The following is a 14933-nucleotide window of genomic DNA, read 5'->3' on the forward strand; positions in this document are numbered from 1 at the left end:
TGCAGCAACGCTAATTAAGCTTCTCCGGGTATTCTCAATCCTTCGGTTGGTAGCTTTATGCGATAATAGTTTACCAAATATTGGTTTAGTGATAATATAAAGTAAAATAGCATTCCGATATTACTGGGGGTATGTGTATGAAAAAAATTTTGTTATTATTGTCTGACGGCTTTGAGGCCTACGAAGCAAGTGTTTTTACCGATGTGTTCGAGTGGAATATGACAGAAGGTGACGGATCAACCAAATTGGTGACTTGCGGCATTCGCAAGAAATTAACTTGCACTGGTCATTTAACCGTTATTCCTGAATTACTGACCTCGGAAGTCAATATAACTGAGTTCGATGCTTTGGCTATTCCGGGAGGATTTGAATCCGCCGGGTTTTATGAAGATGCCTATAGTGAGGATTTTTTGTCTATAATTCGAAAATTTGACCGGGTGGGGAAAATTATTGCTGCAATTTGCGTTGGCTCCTTACCACTAGGGAAAAGCGGGGTTTTATGCGGGCGTCAAGGAACAACTTATCATCTAAACAATGGCCACCGCCAACAGCAATTAGCTGCTTTTGGTGTTAATGTTGTTAACCAACCAATAGTAGTTGATGGTAACATCATAACTTCTTCCTCGCCAGCAACCGCCTTGGATGTAGCCTTTAAGTTGTTGGAGATGCTCACATCGGTAGAAAACTGTCGTCATATCAAATACTTAATGGGCTTTTAGAGTAAAAAATCCGCATCCTTGTTAATGACAATTAAAGAAACGTTAAAAAAGGAAAAGGCCTTAATCATCGGCCCTCTTTCCGGCTGTCGCGCCGGGGGGTGTACAAAGCCAGCAAGTCCGGCGGCTCGGCTGACTTGAAGTCGTAAGCGGGAGCATACTCCCGGCACTTTTCAACTGCTGCTTGCAAGTCGTAATACACTTCCCATTTGGCTTTTACCAGCTCCTTGCCGGTCAAACGGAGCAGATAGGCGGGGTGGTAAGTGGCAATGGCAGGAATATCATACTTGGTGGTGAACCATTGGCCCCGGTCTTTGGTTATCCGTTTATCCGGCCCGTATAAATATTTCAGGGCGACACTGCCCAAGGCGATGATGATTTTCGGGCGGACGAAAGCCATTTCCGCGTCCAGCCAGTGACCGGCACAGAAGACTCCTTCCTCGACAGTTGGCGTCCGATTGTTTTTCGGCCGGCATTTTATTACATTGGTGGTATAAACGCGGTCACGGGTAATCCCTACGCTGGCCAGCGCCTTATCCAGCAGCTGGCCGGAAGGGCCTACCAGCGGCACACCGTATTCATCCTCCACTCCGCCCGGTCCTTCACCGACGATGGCCAGGGGGCTGTCCGGCGAACCGTTGTAGGAAGTCGGGCCGATGGCGTCTTGGCGTAAATGGCAGAGGGTGCAATTTAACATACAGGACTCTAATTCCTGATGATTGGCGAAAGGCATAATCCACCTCAAATAACAAGCTTACAGCATGATTTTATCCGTTGTCCAACGTTATTCGTTGTTCAACGGATTTTTCCTGCCCATTTACGGTTGATATCACGGATCCGCGAAAAAATAAGTTCCGCCGCTGCTGTGTCACGCACCTACCGGCGAAACTTTTATTCTTTTAATGTCGCCAGGGTTACGCCGATAAACGCCTTCAGAGCAGGGGAAAGCCATTTGTCCTTATGGTATAATAGCTGGGCTTTAATAGCAAAAGGCGGTCCGGCCCAGTGTAGTTCGATCAATTGACTGGTCATAAGTTCCTGTTGAACTACCACATGTGGCAAAAACCCGATTCCCCATCCGTCACAGACGAATTTTTTAATAACCTCATTACTGCTGACTCCCATTATGGAAGAGGGCTTTGCGCCTGCTTGCGTGAGAATACTTTCAAAAATTCGTCGATAACTGCACCCTTCTGCGGTCAGGACGAGCGGCTCGCCGTTTATGTCATGGGGGATGACTTGCTGTTTTTTCGCCAAGGGATGATTTGGTGCGGCTATTACGGACATAGGTTCTTCAAAAAGCATATGGGTAATAAGATCATTTTCTTTGCAAGGCACGTCAAGAAAGAAGGCAATGTCGATGGTGTTTTTCCGAAGATGCGTCCGGTAGTCACTGACGGTGTCAAAGCGAATATTGATTTCCACTTCGGGATAACGGGAGCGGAATATGTTAAAAACTTCCGGCAGACGGTGGACGCAAAGAGATTCCGCCGTTCCAATAGTTAGTGAGCCTTTGGGGACTAGCGAACTGGAAAGCTGGTCTTTGGCCTCGTCGGATAATTTAAGAATCTGAGTGGCATAGGTGTAGAGGTGTTCGCCCTCTTTCGTCAGCTTTATTTGCTTGCCCAAACGCTCAAACAGCATTATACCTAACTCTTCTTCCAGCGCCTGGATCTGACTGGTAACAGTGGACTGGGCGTAGCCGAGGGAATCTGCTGCCTTTGTGAAGCTTAAAGTTTTTGCTATGGTAACGAAAGTTTTTAATAGCCGGAATTCCATAGCTATTCACCACCCATCGATTTACGTGAACTACTTTATCGCTACTATCAATTTTACCTATTAATAATACTATGATAATATAATTTTAAAAAGAGGTCCAGCAATAAAAATGTGCGGCCTCAATCAGGAGGGTTAAGGGATGAAAGACATTAGTTCAGACGAAATAAAGTGCCGGACCAAAAACCTTGGGGCGGATCTATGCGGGATAGCTTCTGTAGAGCGCTTTGCCGACGCGCCTTCAGGGTTTCACCCAACGGATGTCGTTGCCGGATGCAAAAGCGTGATCGTAATAACCGCGCGTTTTCCTGTCAGTACTCTCTCAGCTTCATCCCAGGCGGCATATACCTTTGTCCGCAATAGGATGGTCGATAAGGTGGATTCCATTACCTTTCAAGTCGCAGCAGAGTTGGAAAGCCTGGGAAGCTGTGCAGTTCCGGTTCCGTCAGCTGATCCTTATGATTATTGGGATGACAGCAGGCGGCACGGACAAGGCATAATATCGTTAAAGCATGCTGCCGTGCGGGCAGGATTAGGTCGCATGGGGAAAAATACGCTTTTAGTTAACGATGAATTAGGCAATATGCTTTGGTTAGGAGCTATTCTTATTGACAAAGACATTGAACCCGATCCCATTGCTGACTATCAAACCTGTATGCCGGACTGCCGGATCTGCTTGGACTCTTGTCCGGCTAAGGCTTTGGACGGAACTACGATTGAGCAGGGGAAATGCCGTGGTGTGTCAGCAAAATATACGGAAGGCGGAGGCGGGGTCTATGCATGTAACCTGTGCCGAAAGGTTTGCCCGCAACATAGCGGATTAAAGAAAGATGCTATGGAGGGTTGAAGTATGAGTATCGCGGTAATAAATCTTGCAGAAAAATTCGGCAAGATTAAGGAACTTCATTCTTATAAACTAGTTGCACGGATGAATGATTATCATTTTAAACTTGTTAAAATGAAAAGGGAGTTTATTTGGCATAGTCACCCCGAAACAGATGAAGTTTTTATGATTATTGACGGCAATATGCAGATTGCTTTGAGAGAGGAGACACTTTATTTAAAAAGAGGAGAAATGGTGGTAATTCCCAAAGGTATTGAGCATAAACCATCCAGTAGTGAAGAATGCAAAATATTATTAATTGAGCCAGTTGGAACAATTAATACCGGAAGTGCCGGAGGGGATTTGACTGATACAGAAATTGAATGGATATAAAAAAAACCTGCCCCTGAATAGTTAGCAATGACTATTCAGGGGCAGGTTTTTTTTGCGAGGATATTTTTGCTGATAATAATATTTAGCTATAGAGAGGAATTATGGGTTGCGCGCAGAATATATTTGAGTAGAATAGGGGAAATGCGTCGGTCTGGTAAGTGAACTCGTTTAGCTTCTGCTAAACTTCGGGGCTTCGGTGGGGGACTCTACCCCCACCGAAGTTTGGAAGTGGTAACACCCACTTATAGAAGTGGGTGTCTTCGAAATTGGATAAAGCATGGGGGGGTTACCGTGGAGAAAGTCACCTTTACAGTTATGTTTGGCGGCGAGGCCGGTTACGGCGTTATGAGCGCCGGCGCTATAGTGGCCAAAGCGGCGGCGCGTAACGGCTTATGGACATTTGTGGTCAACGAGTATCCTTCATTGATTAAGGGCGGGCTGAATACCTGTCTGGTGCGTATTGGCAGCGAGTATCTTCAGGCTTATGAAGAGAAGCTGGATTTTTTGGGAGTTTTATCGCAACCGGGTTTAGATCAGAACTATGGCAAGTTAAAGCCGGGCGCATTCGTCCTGCACGACGCCGACACCGTTAAAGTGGACGTTTCCCGCCTGCCCGCAGGCGTCCGTACGGCCGGGGTCAAGCTTACGCGGGCGGTAACCGGCGACGCCGCCAAAGTAATGGCCAACAGCGGGATGCTGGGCGCCTTCTGTGCCCTCGCCGGTTTTGACAAAGAGGCGATTATCAGTGTCATGCGGACGGAATTTACCAAAGAGCCGGTATTGAGCCGCAACCTGGAAATTTTGGAAAGCGGCTACAAAGCGGCTGCTGAATCCTTGGCCGGGGATACTAAACCTGTATTCCCGTTGCCGTTTAATCCCGGGGGCGAACGGAAAATGCTCATTACCGGCAATGACGCCATTTCCATTGGCGCCATCAAAGCCGGTGTTAAATTTGCCGCCGGTTATCCCATGACGCCGGGAAGCGGAATTCTTACGTATATAGCTGATCATGCCGCTGATTATAACATTGTATTTAAACAAACGGAAGATGAAATTGCCGCTATCAACATGTTGATCGGCGCCGGTTTTGCCGGTGTTAGAGCCATCGGGGCAACCAGCGGCGGCGGCTTTGCGCTGATGGGGGAAGCATTGGGCTTTGCCGCTCAGGCGGAAGTCCCGGTAGTAATAGTGAACGCCCAGCGCGGCGCACCCAGTACCGGCTTGCCGACCCGGACAGCCCAGGGCGATTTGCCGTTTGTTACTTTTGCGGCCCAGGGAGAATTTCCGCGTATCGTCGTTGCGCCCGGCGATGTGGAAGAATGTTACACCGAGACCCGCCGGGTATTCAACCTGGCGGAAAAATATCAAGTCCCGGCCATTATTCTTACCGATAAATATCTTGCCGATTCGGCGGTTGCCCACCCGTTTTTTATCCAGGATGATATTGCTGTTGACCGTGGCAAGCTGGCCGGCGACGACTGGCTTGAGAATAATCAGCCTTACCTTCGTTATCAATTTACGGACGACGGGGTTTCCCCCCGGGCTATCCCCGGGCAAAAAGGCGGGCGCCATATCGCCACAAGCTATACCCATGGGGAAGACGGCTTTTACAGTTCCGGCAACAAGGAATACGCCGGCAGTGAGCCGGAAATCACCGCCCGCGGACTTGACAAGCAGTTTGCCAAAGTCCCCTTTATTTTAAGGGACATTCCCGGCAGCAAACTATACGGCCCGGAAGATGCCGATCTCACGGTAATTGGCTGGGGATCTACCAAGGGGCCGGTTTTGGAAGCGCTGGCCGGGGCGAACTCCCGGGGTATGAAAGTCAACTTCCTGCAGGTATTATATATGGCGCCGTTTCCGGCGGAACCGGTAGCGGCGGTTTTGGCCAAGGCCCGGCAGACCTTGCTGGTTGAAGGGAACAAGACGGCGCAGCTGGGCATGTTTATTCGCGCCAATACCGGCTACCATGTGAGCAACCGGTACTTGAAATATGACTCCCGACCCTTTGTGCCGTCGGCTATCTTGCGGAAAATTGAGGAGGTGCGTGGCTAATGCAGGACGCTAATCTGTCTTATGTACCGACCTGGTGCCCCGGCTGCGGCGATTACGGCATACTGAATGCGCTGAAAAAGACCTTTGCCAACCTGGGCTTGGATCTGGAGCAGACAGTGCTGGTTACCGGCATCGGCTGTTCCGGCAAGATCGCCCAATATGTCAATACCTACCGGATTGAGACGCTCCACGGCCGGGCATTGCCTGTAGCTACCGGCATCAAACTGGCCAACCACAACCTTACGGTAATTGCCGAAGGCGGCGACGGCGACGGCATGGGATTAGGTATCGGCCATTTCGTGCATACCGCCCGGCGCAACCTGGATATCAGCTATTTCATTCATAACAATCAAATTTACGGTCTTACCAAAGGGCAATCTTCACCGACAAGTGAACTGGGCGCGGTGACGAAATTTACGCCGGCTCCCCTGGGCAATGTGGAGAGGCCTGTCAACATCGCCCGACTGGCTTTAGGAGTCGGGGCAACATTTGTAGCCAGATCTTTCGCTGGGGATATGAATCATCTGGTCAGTACCATGATGGCTGCTATCCGGCATAAAGGGTTTGCCGTGATAGATATTCTCCAGCCGTGTGTTTCTTTTAACCGTTTGAATACCTACCAATGGTATCAGGAGCGGATCCAGTATGTTGAAAAGATGGCAGACTATGATCCTAAAAACATGGCGAAAGCAGTTGAACTGGCCGCAACCTGGGGTGAAGCCATTCCTGTGGGCATTATCTATCAGGAAGAACGCATTACGTTGGAAGAGTCCCTGCCGCAGTTAAAAACCGGTTCGCTGGTAAACCAGCCTGCAGATGGTGTGGACATTAGCCCCTTGCTGGAAGAGCTAACCTGAATTTGTAACTTTACAACCGGTAGCGAATAGTGTAGAATTATAAGTCATAAACTATATATAAACTGGTTTTTCAAATGCAATGACAGGGAAGCGCCTATGGGCAAGTTCACAGAGAGCCGGCGGCTGGTGGAAGCCGGTAATGCTTATATGCTTTCCACCCTGCGAGCAGACGGTGATGAACCGTACGGTCACGTCCGTTAAAGCGTGTCAAGTGGATTGTGCTACTTACCGGTACGATCAACAAGGGTGGCAACGCGGGAATTTACTCTCGTCCCTAGCCCAGGGATGAGAGTTTTATTTTTTAGAGGTGGTTATTTGCTTTAAGTAGGGAACTGATTATAAACCGCCATCTGCGTCGTTGCTTCTGCGGTCCTCACTCCAGCGTACCCCCAGTACGCTTGCGTTCCGGTCCTCGTCGCGCCTAGCATATGACGATTTCTAATCAGTTCGAGGCATTTGATGACCTGAATGAGTTACTTTTCGAGGCTGTTGAAAATACACATCTAAACATTTTACAACAGCCTCGTTTAAATAATTTGTGTGTCTTTTAAGACCATCTGAGGAGGAAGAACAAGATGCTTGATATTAAATTTGTCAGGGATAACCCTGAGAAGGTGGAGCAGGCTCTCAAAAACCGGGGCGGCGGCGCGGGCCTGGGGGATTTTTTGGCTCTGGAAAAGGAACGCCGGGAGCTTTTAAGTGAAGTGGAAATACTAAAAAGCAAACGTAATGCGGTATCCCAGGAAATCAGCCAGTTGAAAAAGGCCGGGCAAGATGCCGGCGGCATGATTGCTGAGATGCGTACAGTTGGGGACAAAATCGGTCAGATGGACGCAAAAGTGAAGGAAGTGGAAACATCCCTGCAGGATATCCTGCTCCGCCTGCCCAACGTGCCTCATCCTTCCGTACCGGTGGGCAAAGACGAACATGACAACAAGGAGGTGCGCTGCTGGGGCAGTCCCCGGGAATTTGCCAAGGAACCTCTGCCCCACTGGGAAATAGGCGAGAAACTGGGCATACTTGACTTTGAACGGGGCGGCAAGGTAACCGGCGCCCGGTTCACCTTCTACAAAGGCCTGGGCGCCCGTCTGGAACGGTCTCTCATAAATTTTATGATGGACCTTCATAGCCGGGAACACGGCTATACCGAACTCTTTCCCCCCTTTATCGTGAATGAGGCCAGCATGATTGGCACCGGACAATTGCCCAAGTTTGCGGAAGATATGTTCAAACTGGAAGGCCTCGATTATTATCTCATTCCGACAGCGGAAGTGCCTGTTACCAACCTTCATCGTCAGGAAATACTGGATGCCAAGGATCTGCCGCTATATTATGCCGCCTATAGCGCCTGTTTTCGGGCCGAGGCCGGCGCGGCCGGGCGGGACACCCGCGGCCTTATCCGGCAGCATCAGTTTAACAAGATTGAACTGGTAAAATTCTCTTTGCCGGAAGAATCCTACAACGAACTGGAAAAACTGACCGGCAATGCCGAGCGGGTGTTGCAGATCCTGGACCTGCCGTATCGGACCATGCTGTTGTGCACAGGGGATATGAGCGTATCTTCCGCCAAGACGTATGACCTGGAGGTATGGCTGCCCAGCTTCAACCTGTACCGGGAAATTTCGTCCTGTTCTAACTTTGAGGATTACCAGGCGCGTCGCGCCGATATCCGTTTCCGGCGGGAACCCAAGGGCAAACCGGAATACGTTCATACCCTGAATGGTTCCGGGCTGGCTATTGGCCGGACGGTTGCCGCCATTTTGGAAAACTATCAGCAGGAAGACGGTACCGTGGCCGTGCCGAAGGCTCTGCGGCCGTATATGGGAATTGAGGTAATAAAGTGAATAAAAAAAGATGGACTCATGGCTAAGACAGCCATGAGTCCATCTTTACTTTCTGCCGGTTCGAAAACCTCGGCGTTTTTTTTTACCGGCGTGGTTTACTTGTTTTTTCCGGCGGCCAGTCCAAAGACGCCTCATAGATTTTATGATTTTTGCCAATTACAATAAACCGGTACTTCCCCGCCGGGTTTTCGGCATTAAATCTTATAAAGTCATTGTTGACAGGGAGAAATTCTTCTTTTCCGTCCGGCTTTTGCATGACAATGCACCGCAAATTATCAGAACCCAATGCCAGGGGTGAGTTAGCGGTATTAATCTGAAAAATCCGATACAAACCATCCTTGTCTTCCCGGACCGAACCGAATGGCGCAACTTGGGCCGGGATACGCTGGAGGGCGGGGCCTGGTACATTGCCGGGAGTTATTACATAGACAGCCTTGGTCCAGGCTTTTTCAAACTCGTCCGCCAGATACTCGCGGTAGACACTGTTGTTGTCCGGAGCGGCAGGGTCATTAACCAGTACATATTCTTTGCCGTCTTTTTGCATAAAGCCGCGTACTACCAGTACATGCCCGGGAGTTGATTTAATTGGCGCGTTGTGGAGTACCGGGTAGCTTGTCGGTACATTTTCACTGTTACGGTAGCTGACAGCGGCAATGACCGGGTGGCCTTGGGCAATTTCCCGCTTAAGATCACTGAGGGAATTGAAAAAGTCTACGTAAGCTGTAAGCCCGTTGCTTGCCGCGTAAGCAGTATTAAAGGGCCAGTTTCCGAACATATCGCCAACGTGATCCATTACTCCCCAGGCGGTTTCTTCGGGAGTTTTTTCAATGCCGTAATACCGCATTACCATCGCCAGACTGGTCGGACTGCACATCCGGGCGGCAATATTGGGATCACGCACTGTCTGTGAATACGTAGGCACGGCTAAATCCTTGGTCAGTTGGGCATAGTCGGACAGGGCCGGGGTTGGGGGATAGACTTTCGGAATGTTTTGCCCGTCACGGATGGAAACCGCCACCTGCCGTACGGCAGGAGTTACCTGGGGATTATTGCTGTACAATGTTAAGCGGTAGCGGAACGCCGTCGCTTTTTTCCCGTTTTTGATTGTTAGTGTATCTGTTTCCATGGAGATGTACGGATGTTTAGGGTTGGTAGCGGCCGAGCCGGTTTCTACCGATGTGCTCCAAGTGCCCCAGGAAAACCATTCCGACCATGCGTTGTCAACAAGGACCTGTCCTTCGATGGTGACGGCCGTTCCGTCAGGTGTGGTGGAATTCCAGGATATGATCATCTCTTGAAAGGGAGCTGTCGCCACCGGTATTGATGTGTACGTTCCGGCAGATATGTATTTACCGCCGGCCTGGGCCAGTTCCACCGCGCCTTGCCCCGTTTGGCCGGGGACCGTGCCTTCCATAGAGCCGCCGGCGAAATCCGCAGCAGTGGAGTGAAGCAGCAGATTTCCTGTTAAGACCAAGCTGTTCTCCGCCGCCGCCAAAGATGCGATGAAGAGAAGTAGTACGAGCGAAAACAGAATTACCAAATGGATAAGGTAATTCTTGTTTATGAATAATTTCATCTAAGCCGTCCTCCTAACTATTCCCATTAAGTCGTTACGCATATGGAATTCTGTATTGTCGCTAAAAATCCTACTTCGTAACTGAAAATTAATACCACTTAGGCGAAATTAGAAACAAAACGGTAATTGCAGGAAAACCCATGACTTGGATTGATTTTGATTCCAATTCATGGGCTTTAATAATTTCCGGAACGTAACACATTACGCAGCATCGTGTGGAATTGATGACAGTCCCCTTCGATATAATCTTCCGGGATATCTAGCATGACAATATCGGGATAACGGTGCTGGAGTTCCGGCATGAGGGTACGAAACAAATGTCCCGTTACTCCGGTCAAAGAGCAAGTCGGACTGCCCCTGATGCCTAGGAGCAGACTAACGGTGCAGCCCACAGCCCGGAACCCGTCTAAATCCCTTAACACTCGCTGCGCCGCTTCCCGGCACACAGCATCATATTCCGGCGTGTTATAATCCTCATATGTTTGCGGCTTCCGCTTCATTCCCGCATGAATGAGCTCAGGGCAGGGGAGCTGGTAAATACCTAAACTCCATTCCGACAGCACCGTAATCAAAGAGTGGAAAGCCCCGCCTGCTCTCGCCAGCGGGGACACCACACTGTTTTGGTTTAAGACACAATGGCTTACCAGAGCCAGCTTATTTTTGCGCTGCATAACGCTTCACCAGGGGATTGGTACTTTTCGTCAGCATGTTTTTCGGCATTTGGCGCACAATTGCCGCCACTAATAAAGCACAGGAAATTTTGTCAATGAGGTTGCCGGTGATCCGGGGGATAAACGCGGCTGTAAATACTTTCTGGCCTGTTTTCACGAGCCATAAGAAAATAAGATCTGTGCCGCCGCCGGTCAAGCCACCATAAATCCAAACTGCAATAGGCGTACCGATAAGCGGTGCAACTACCGCCAGGAGCAAGCCGGTCAATAGGGCGGTAAGCCAGTTAAAGTTATAACGCTGAGCAATCAAACCGACAATCACGCCGATAGCGAAATTAACTATGGCAAAGGGGATATCTTTCGGATTGGTGAGCATGCCTTGAATAATATTCGTTAAAAGTCCGATAGCGCCGCCGAAGACAGGACCAAATAATACCGCACCTAATAGGGTGCCAAAAGTATCCAGAAAGATGAGGGGGATTTTGAGTGTTTGCGCGATTGTTCCCAGCACCAGATTGACTGCGATGCAAATACCGCTAAAAATCATGGGAAAAGAGTTGTATTGCACTTGAATCACCTCGGCAAATTTGTATATGTCGCATAAAAGAAAATTCTTCAACGCGTTCCATATAGTTTGACCTGTATACAGTTTTTTAAAAAGCGCATAGCCGTCTTTACCTTATTGGATAGATTATTTCTATATTATATTAAAATATATTCTATAATACTTGGCGAACTCCTGTTAGAGGTGAAAAAGATGAATAATAAAGGGATTTATTGTTCCGAAAGTCAGCAAAACCATTTTCTGATGATGGGAAAATTAAGCAAAAAATAAGAATTCCCTGATAACATGATGTGGCTATTTTATGATATTATGATATAAAGAATGGATTCTCAATATAAGGTGGGTAGACACAATGGATTTTAAAGTATCTGAATATGCCTGTGAGAATGCCTACTGGTTTTTATTTTACAATGATGAATTGTTAGTTGAAGATAATGCCGGTATCATAAATATACCGTTACTGTGCGATACCGGGACTTTGAACCTTGAACTGGCCGATGCCCAGTATATAGGTTCATTAGCGGGACATAAATGTTATGCGGTTAATTTGCGCAGCCGAAACATACCGCCGGGATTTTCTTTCAAAAGAATAAGGCAGCTATATGGCCAACAGGCGGATTTATATTTCTGGTTTACGGCGCGCGCATTTCATATTATAAACTGGTTAAAAAACAACAGATTTTGTGGTTGCTGCGGCAGTAAAATGCATGGGTCGTCCCAGGGCCTTGCCGTGCGGTGCCCGCATTGCAGCCATATTGTTTATCCCCGCATTTCCCCGGCCATTATCGTCGCCGTCCTAAAAGACGATAAGATTCTTCTGGCCCGTTCAACCAAATATGCAAGCATGTATAGTGTCATCGCGGGATTTGTTGAACCGGGAGAAACACTCGAAGAATGTGTAAAAAGGGAACTGAAGGAAGAGGTCGGAATTGAGGTGACAAATATCAGATATTTTGGCAATCAACCATGGCCGTTTCCCGACTCCCTGATGATTGCATTTACAGCGCAGTATGCGAGGGGAAAAATAACCGTTGATAATGATGAGATTGTAGATGCCGGCTGGTTCTCTGCCCATGATCTTCCTGACATTCCGTCCCCAGGCGTTATCGCGAGGCAGTTAATTGACTGGTTCGTTGCGCGTTGCGCATAGATAAAATAAGCCCCTTTGGCGAAAACTCTTTAAAAGGGCAAGGAGCGTGAATAGGGTTGAGTGAAAATGAACGAATAAAGAATGTGTTTCCCGGCGAAGATGGTATTCCCGCTGCGTATAAGATCGAAAAGCAAATACAGCAAAAACAATATTTGGTTGCCGGAGAAATTAGATTATGGGAAGGGGCTTGCCAGGAGGTAGTATCACCGCTGCATGTGACTGGCAAAGATGGAGTAGTCCGGCCGGTAATTCTTGGCTGCTATCCGCTTCTAGGCGAGAAAGAGGCCCTGGAAGCTCTGACCGCAGCTGAAAAAGCCTACGGCAATGGTTGCGGACTGTGGCCGACCATGCCGGTAGAACAACGGATACGCCATATGGAGATTTTCATTCGCAAAATGATTGATAAACGGCAGGAGATCGTGAAACTATTGATGTGGGAGATTGGCAAGACGCTTGCTGATTCCGAAAAAGAGTTCGACCGGACGGTGGAATACATTCGTGATACGATTGAAGCCCTTAAGGATCAGGATCGCGAAGCTTCGCGCTTTATCCTTGAACAGGGAATTTTAGCGCAGGTCAGGCGGGCGCCGTTGGGCGTTGTTTTGTGCATGGGACCTTTCAATTATCCGTTGAACGAGACGTTTACCACTCTTATTCCTGCCCTTATTATGGGCAACGCAGTTGTTTTCAAACCGCCAAAACTTGGAGTTTTACTGCACTATCCGCTGCTGGCGGCTTTTCAGGAAGCTTTTCCGCCGGGGGTTGTCAATACGGTATACGGTGAAGGGCAGCAAGTGATCGGGCCTTTAATGAAATCCGGCGGCATTAATGTGCTGGCTTTCATCGGCTCAAGCCGGGTAGCCGACATATTGAAACATCAGCATCCCAAACCCCATAGGCTGAGAAGTGTCCTGGGGCTGGAAGCGAAAAACGCCGGCATCATTCTGGCGGACGCGGATATCAGTCAAGTTGTTGAGGAAGTCATAGCCGGTGCGCTGACTTATAACGGCCAACGCTGTACAGCATTAAAAATCCTGTTTGTTCATAACCAAATTATCGATGAGTTCCTGAAGCTCTTTGCCGCCAAAGTCGATCAACTCGCAATGGGAATGCCGTGGGAACCCGGCGTCAAAATCACGCCGCTTCCCGAGCCTGACAAGTGCGAGTACTTGCGGGAACTCATTGACGATGCCGGCAAACACGGGGCAAAAGTAATAAATACCAAGGGTGGATTAAATTATGGGTCGCTATTCTTTCCCGCCATATTGTATCCGGTCAATGACAAGATGCGCATATATTATGAGGAACAGTTCGGGCCGGTTGTACCGGTCATCCCTTTTGACGATATCAGCCAACCCATTCAGTATGTAATTCATTCCAGCTACGGGCAGCAGGTCAGCATTTTTGGAACAGACGCGGATATGCTGGCCAACCTTATTGATCAACTGGTCAATCAAGTATGCCGGGTTAATATTAACAGCCAATGTCAACGCAGTCCGGACAGTCTGCCCTTTACCGGGCGGAAAGACTCGGCGGAGGGGACATTGTCAGTGACCGATGCGCTGCGGGCGTTTTCCATCCGGACCCTGGTAGCCGCGAAAACCACTCCGGCCAATAAAAAACTTATTACCGATATAGTCAAAGGCGATAAATCTAAATTTCTCTCAACGGATTTTCTGCTATAAAAAAAGCCATAGATGGCTTTAATGTATACCATGGCGCAAAGTGCTGCCGAAACTATCTGAGGAGACGCATCCTGATAAAGTCTCCTTCTGTTTTAAATCTGTTTTGAAAAAGAATGTTTTTTTGCCAAAAATTTGCTTCCTCATACTTTTGGGTGATGTTTTTTACATACAAATGCTGTAAATTTAAGCTAATATTTGCCAAATTTTACAACACCAAAATTAAGGAGGTTAAAAATGGTAAAAGCAACTATTGGATCTATCGGATCACGAATCTGCCAGCTGTTATGCCGGTTGTTAATTTTAGTTATTGCGTTGTTTTTCGTTTCTTTTTTAATCCGGACGGCATTTGCCCAGGATGGACTAACGAAAATAGCGGATAACGTCTATTGCTATGTTGACACAAAAATGCTACCGTAAAATAGTTTTGCGGCCAACACCGGTGTCATAATGGCGAAGCGGCTGGTCTGCCGATATTAGAGTATGTTCACCGACGGAGGTGTAGTCATGGAACTCAAAGGCGCAAGTAACGCATTCCAGGCCTTTATGCAGGAGACCCCCGAATACTCCCGGGCTTGGCTGGAGATGGTGCAGAAGCTGGACGCTGCCAACCCTCTGGACAGCAAGACAAAGGCACTGGCCTACTTGTCGGTGTTGGCTGCTGCCGGACTGACCGGCGGCATTCCTTTTCATGTCCAGCATGCCAAGACACTGGGCGCTAGCCGGGAGGAGATCAGCGGCGCGGTGCTGGTGGGACTGCCGGCGGTAGGGCACGCCGTCATTCAGGCGCTTCCTTTGGCGCTGGCTGCTTATGACGCTTAACCG

The 14933-nt window shown here is 48.6% G+C and carries 15 protein-coding genes and 1 other annotated feature; of the genes, 10 read left to right on the forward strand and 5 right to left on the reverse strand.

Going from position 1 to position 14933, the window contains the following annotated elements:
• The first annotated feature begins 137 nt into the window (after positions 1-137).
• Positions 138-719, forward strand: a complete 582-nt coding sequence (locus MAMMFC1_RS08145) for a DJ-1/PfpI family protein (RefSeq protein ID WP_126308061.1) — start codon at positions 138-140, stop codon at positions 717-719.
• Positions 720-783: 64 nt separating this feature from the next.
• Here MAMMFC1_RS08145 and MAMMFC1_RS08150 read toward each other — a convergent pair whose 3' ends face one another.
• Both MAMMFC1_RS08150 and MAMMFC1_RS08155 read right to left on the reverse strand, forming a co-directional pair.
• The gene (locus MAMMFC1_RS08150) at positions 784-1449 is read right to left on the reverse strand and encodes a uracil-DNA glycosylase (protein ID WP_126308063.1); all 666 of its coding nucleotides are present in this window, start codon (positions 1447-1449) and stop codon (positions 784-786) included.
• 158 nt (positions 1450-1607) lie between these two features.
• Positions 1608-2495, reverse strand: coding sequence for a LysR family transcriptional regulator (locus MAMMFC1_RS08155; protein WP_126308065.1), 888 nt, complete (start codon positions 2493-2495; stop codon positions 1608-1610).
• Positions 2496-2634: 139 nt separating this feature from the next.
• Here MAMMFC1_RS08155 and MAMMFC1_RS08160 point away from each other — a divergent pair, with 139 nt between their 5' ends.
• The 5 genes from MAMMFC1_RS08160 (at position 2635) to serS (ending at position 8464) form a co-directional block, all read left to right on the forward strand.
• The gene (locus MAMMFC1_RS08160) at positions 2635-3339 is read left to right on the forward strand and encodes an epoxyqueuosine reductase (protein ID WP_197723950.1); all 705 of its coding nucleotides are present in this window, start codon (positions 2635-2637) and stop codon (positions 3337-3339) included.
• A gap of 3 nt (positions 3340-3342) precedes the next feature.
• Positions 3343-3708, forward strand: a complete 366-nt coding sequence (locus MAMMFC1_RS08165) for a cupin domain-containing protein (protein ID WP_126308066.1) — start codon at positions 3343-3345, stop codon at positions 3706-3708.
• A 291-nt stretch (positions 3709-3999) separates the two neighbouring features.
• Positions 4000-5763, forward strand: a complete 1764-nt coding sequence (locus MAMMFC1_RS08170; protein ID WP_232035739.1) for a 2-oxoacid:acceptor oxidoreductase subunit alpha — start codon at positions 4000-4002, stop codon at positions 5761-5763.
• The gene (locus MAMMFC1_RS08175) at positions 5763-6620 is read left to right on the forward strand and encodes a 2-oxoacid:ferredoxin oxidoreductase subunit beta (RefSeq protein WP_126308067.1); all 858 of its coding nucleotides are present in this window, start codon (positions 5763-5765) and stop codon (positions 6618-6620) included. The genes MAMMFC1_RS08170 and MAMMFC1_RS08175 overlap by 1 nt, the downstream gene beginning before the upstream one ends.
• 70 nt (positions 6621-6690) lie before the next feature.
• Positions 6691-6899 (forward strand) — a binding site (T-box leader).
• Between the two features lie 296 nt (positions 6900-7195).
• Positions 7196-8464 (forward strand): serine--tRNA ligase, encoded by a 1269-nt coding sequence (gene serS, locus MAMMFC1_RS08180; protein WP_126308068.1) that lies wholly within the window; start codon positions 7196-7198, stop codon positions 8462-8464.
• Between the two features lie 82 nt (positions 8465-8546).
• Here serS and MAMMFC1_RS08185 read toward each other — a convergent pair whose 3' ends face one another.
• The 3 genes from MAMMFC1_RS08185 to MAMMFC1_RS08195 all read right to left on the reverse strand — a co-directional run bounded on the left by MAMMFC1_RS08185 (position 8547) and on the right by MAMMFC1_RS08195 (position 11288).
• Positions 8547-10040, reverse strand: a complete 1494-nt coding sequence (locus MAMMFC1_RS08185; RefSeq protein WP_126308069.1) for a peptidase C39 family protein — start codon at positions 10038-10040, stop codon at positions 8547-8549.
• Between the two features lie 176 nt (positions 10041-10216).
• The gene (locus MAMMFC1_RS08190; RefSeq protein WP_126308070.1) at positions 10217-10711 is read right to left on the reverse strand and encodes a hypothetical protein; all 495 of its coding nucleotides are present in this window, start codon (positions 10709-10711) and stop codon (positions 10217-10219) included.
• Complete coding sequence (locus MAMMFC1_RS08195) at positions 10695-11288, reverse strand: CD3073 family putative ECF transporter S component (RefSeq protein WP_197723951.1); 594 nt, start codon at positions 11286-11288, stop codon at positions 10695-10697. Before MAMMFC1_RS08195 ends, MAMMFC1_RS08190 begins: the two co-directional genes overlap by 17 nt.
• 340 nt (positions 11289-11628) lie before the next feature.
• Here MAMMFC1_RS08195 and nudC point away from each other — a divergent pair, with 340 nt between their 5' ends.
• From nudC to MAMMFC1_RS08215, 4 genes are all read left to right on the forward strand, one after another.
• Positions 11629-12426: an NAD(+) diphosphatase gene (gene nudC / locus MAMMFC1_RS08200; protein ID WP_126308071.1), complete on the forward strand. Its 798-nt coding sequence runs from the start codon at positions 11629-11631 to the stop codon at positions 12424-12426.
• Positions 12427-12482: 56 nt separating this feature from the next.
• A complete protein-coding gene (locus MAMMFC1_RS08205) occupies positions 12483-14111 on the forward strand; it encodes an NADP-dependent glyceraldehyde-3-phosphate dehydrogenase (protein ID WP_126308072.1) in 1629 nt (542 codons plus the stop codon).
• Positions 14112-14345: 234 nt separating this feature from the next.
• On the forward strand, positions 14346-14528 hold the full coding sequence (locus tag MAMMFC1_RS08210; protein ID WP_126308073.1) for a hypothetical protein: 183 nt from the start codon (positions 14346-14348) through the stop codon (positions 14526-14528).
• 63 nt (positions 14529-14591) lie between these two features.
• Positions 14592-14930 carry a carboxymuconolactone decarboxylase family protein gene (locus MAMMFC1_RS08215; protein WP_232035740.1) on the forward strand — a complete coding sequence of 113 codons (339 nt, stop codon included), beginning with the start codon at positions 14592-14594 and terminating at the stop codon, positions 14928-14930.
• Positions 14931-14933: the final 3 nt, after the last annotated feature.

It is taken from the genome of Methylomusa anaerophila (genome assembly GCF_003966895.1).
GTDB classification, from domain to species: Bacteria; Bacillota; Negativicutes; order Sporomusales; family Sporomusaceae; genus Methylomusa; species Methylomusa anaerophila.

Coding starts and splice junctions, on each gene's coding strand:
- MAMMFC1_RS08190 (WP_126308070.1), bottom strand. CDS start 10,711: ATGCAGCGCAAAAATAAGCTGGCTCTGGTAAGCCATTGTGTCTTAAAC.
- MAMMFC1_RS08165 (WP_126308066.1), top strand. CDS start 3,343: ATGAGTATCGCGGTAATAAATCTTGCAGAAAAATTCGGCAAGATTAAG.
- MAMMFC1_RS08215 (WP_232035740.1), top strand. CDS start 14,592: ATGTTCACCGACGGAGGTGTAGTCATGGAACTCAAAGGCGCAAGTAAC.
- MAMMFC1_RS08155 (WP_126308065.1), bottom strand. CDS start 2,495: ATGGAATTCCGGCTATTAAAAACTTTCGTTACCATAGCAAAAACTTTA.
- serS (WP_126308068.1), top strand. CDS start 7,196: ATGCTTGATATTAAATTTGTCAGGGATAACCCTGAGAAGGTGGAGCAG.
- MAMMFC1_RS08160 (WP_197723950.1), top strand. CDS start 2,635: ATGAAAGACATTAGTTCAGACGAAATAAAGTGCCGGACCAAAAACCTT.
- MAMMFC1_RS08185 (WP_126308069.1), bottom strand. CDS start 10,040: ATGAAATTATTCATAAACAAGAATTACCTTATCCATTTGGTAATTCTG.
- MAMMFC1_RS08175 (WP_126308067.1), top strand. CDS start 5,763: ATGCAGGACGCTAATCTGTCTTATGTACCGACCTGGTGCCCCGGCTGC.
- MAMMFC1_RS08145 (WP_126308061.1), top strand. CDS start 138: ATGAAAAAAATTTTGTTATTATTGTCTGACGGCTTTGAGGCCTACGAA.
- MAMMFC1_RS08150 (WP_126308063.1), bottom strand. CDS start 1,449: ATGCCTTTCGCCAATCATCAGGAATTAGAGTCCTGTATGTTAAATTGC.
- MAMMFC1_RS08210 (WP_126308073.1), top strand. CDS start 14,346: ATGGTAAAAGCAACTATTGGATCTATCGGATCACGAATCTGCCAGCTG.
- nudC (WP_126308071.1), top strand. CDS start 11,629: ATGGATTTTAAAGTATCTGAATATGCCTGTGAGAATGCCTACTGGTTT.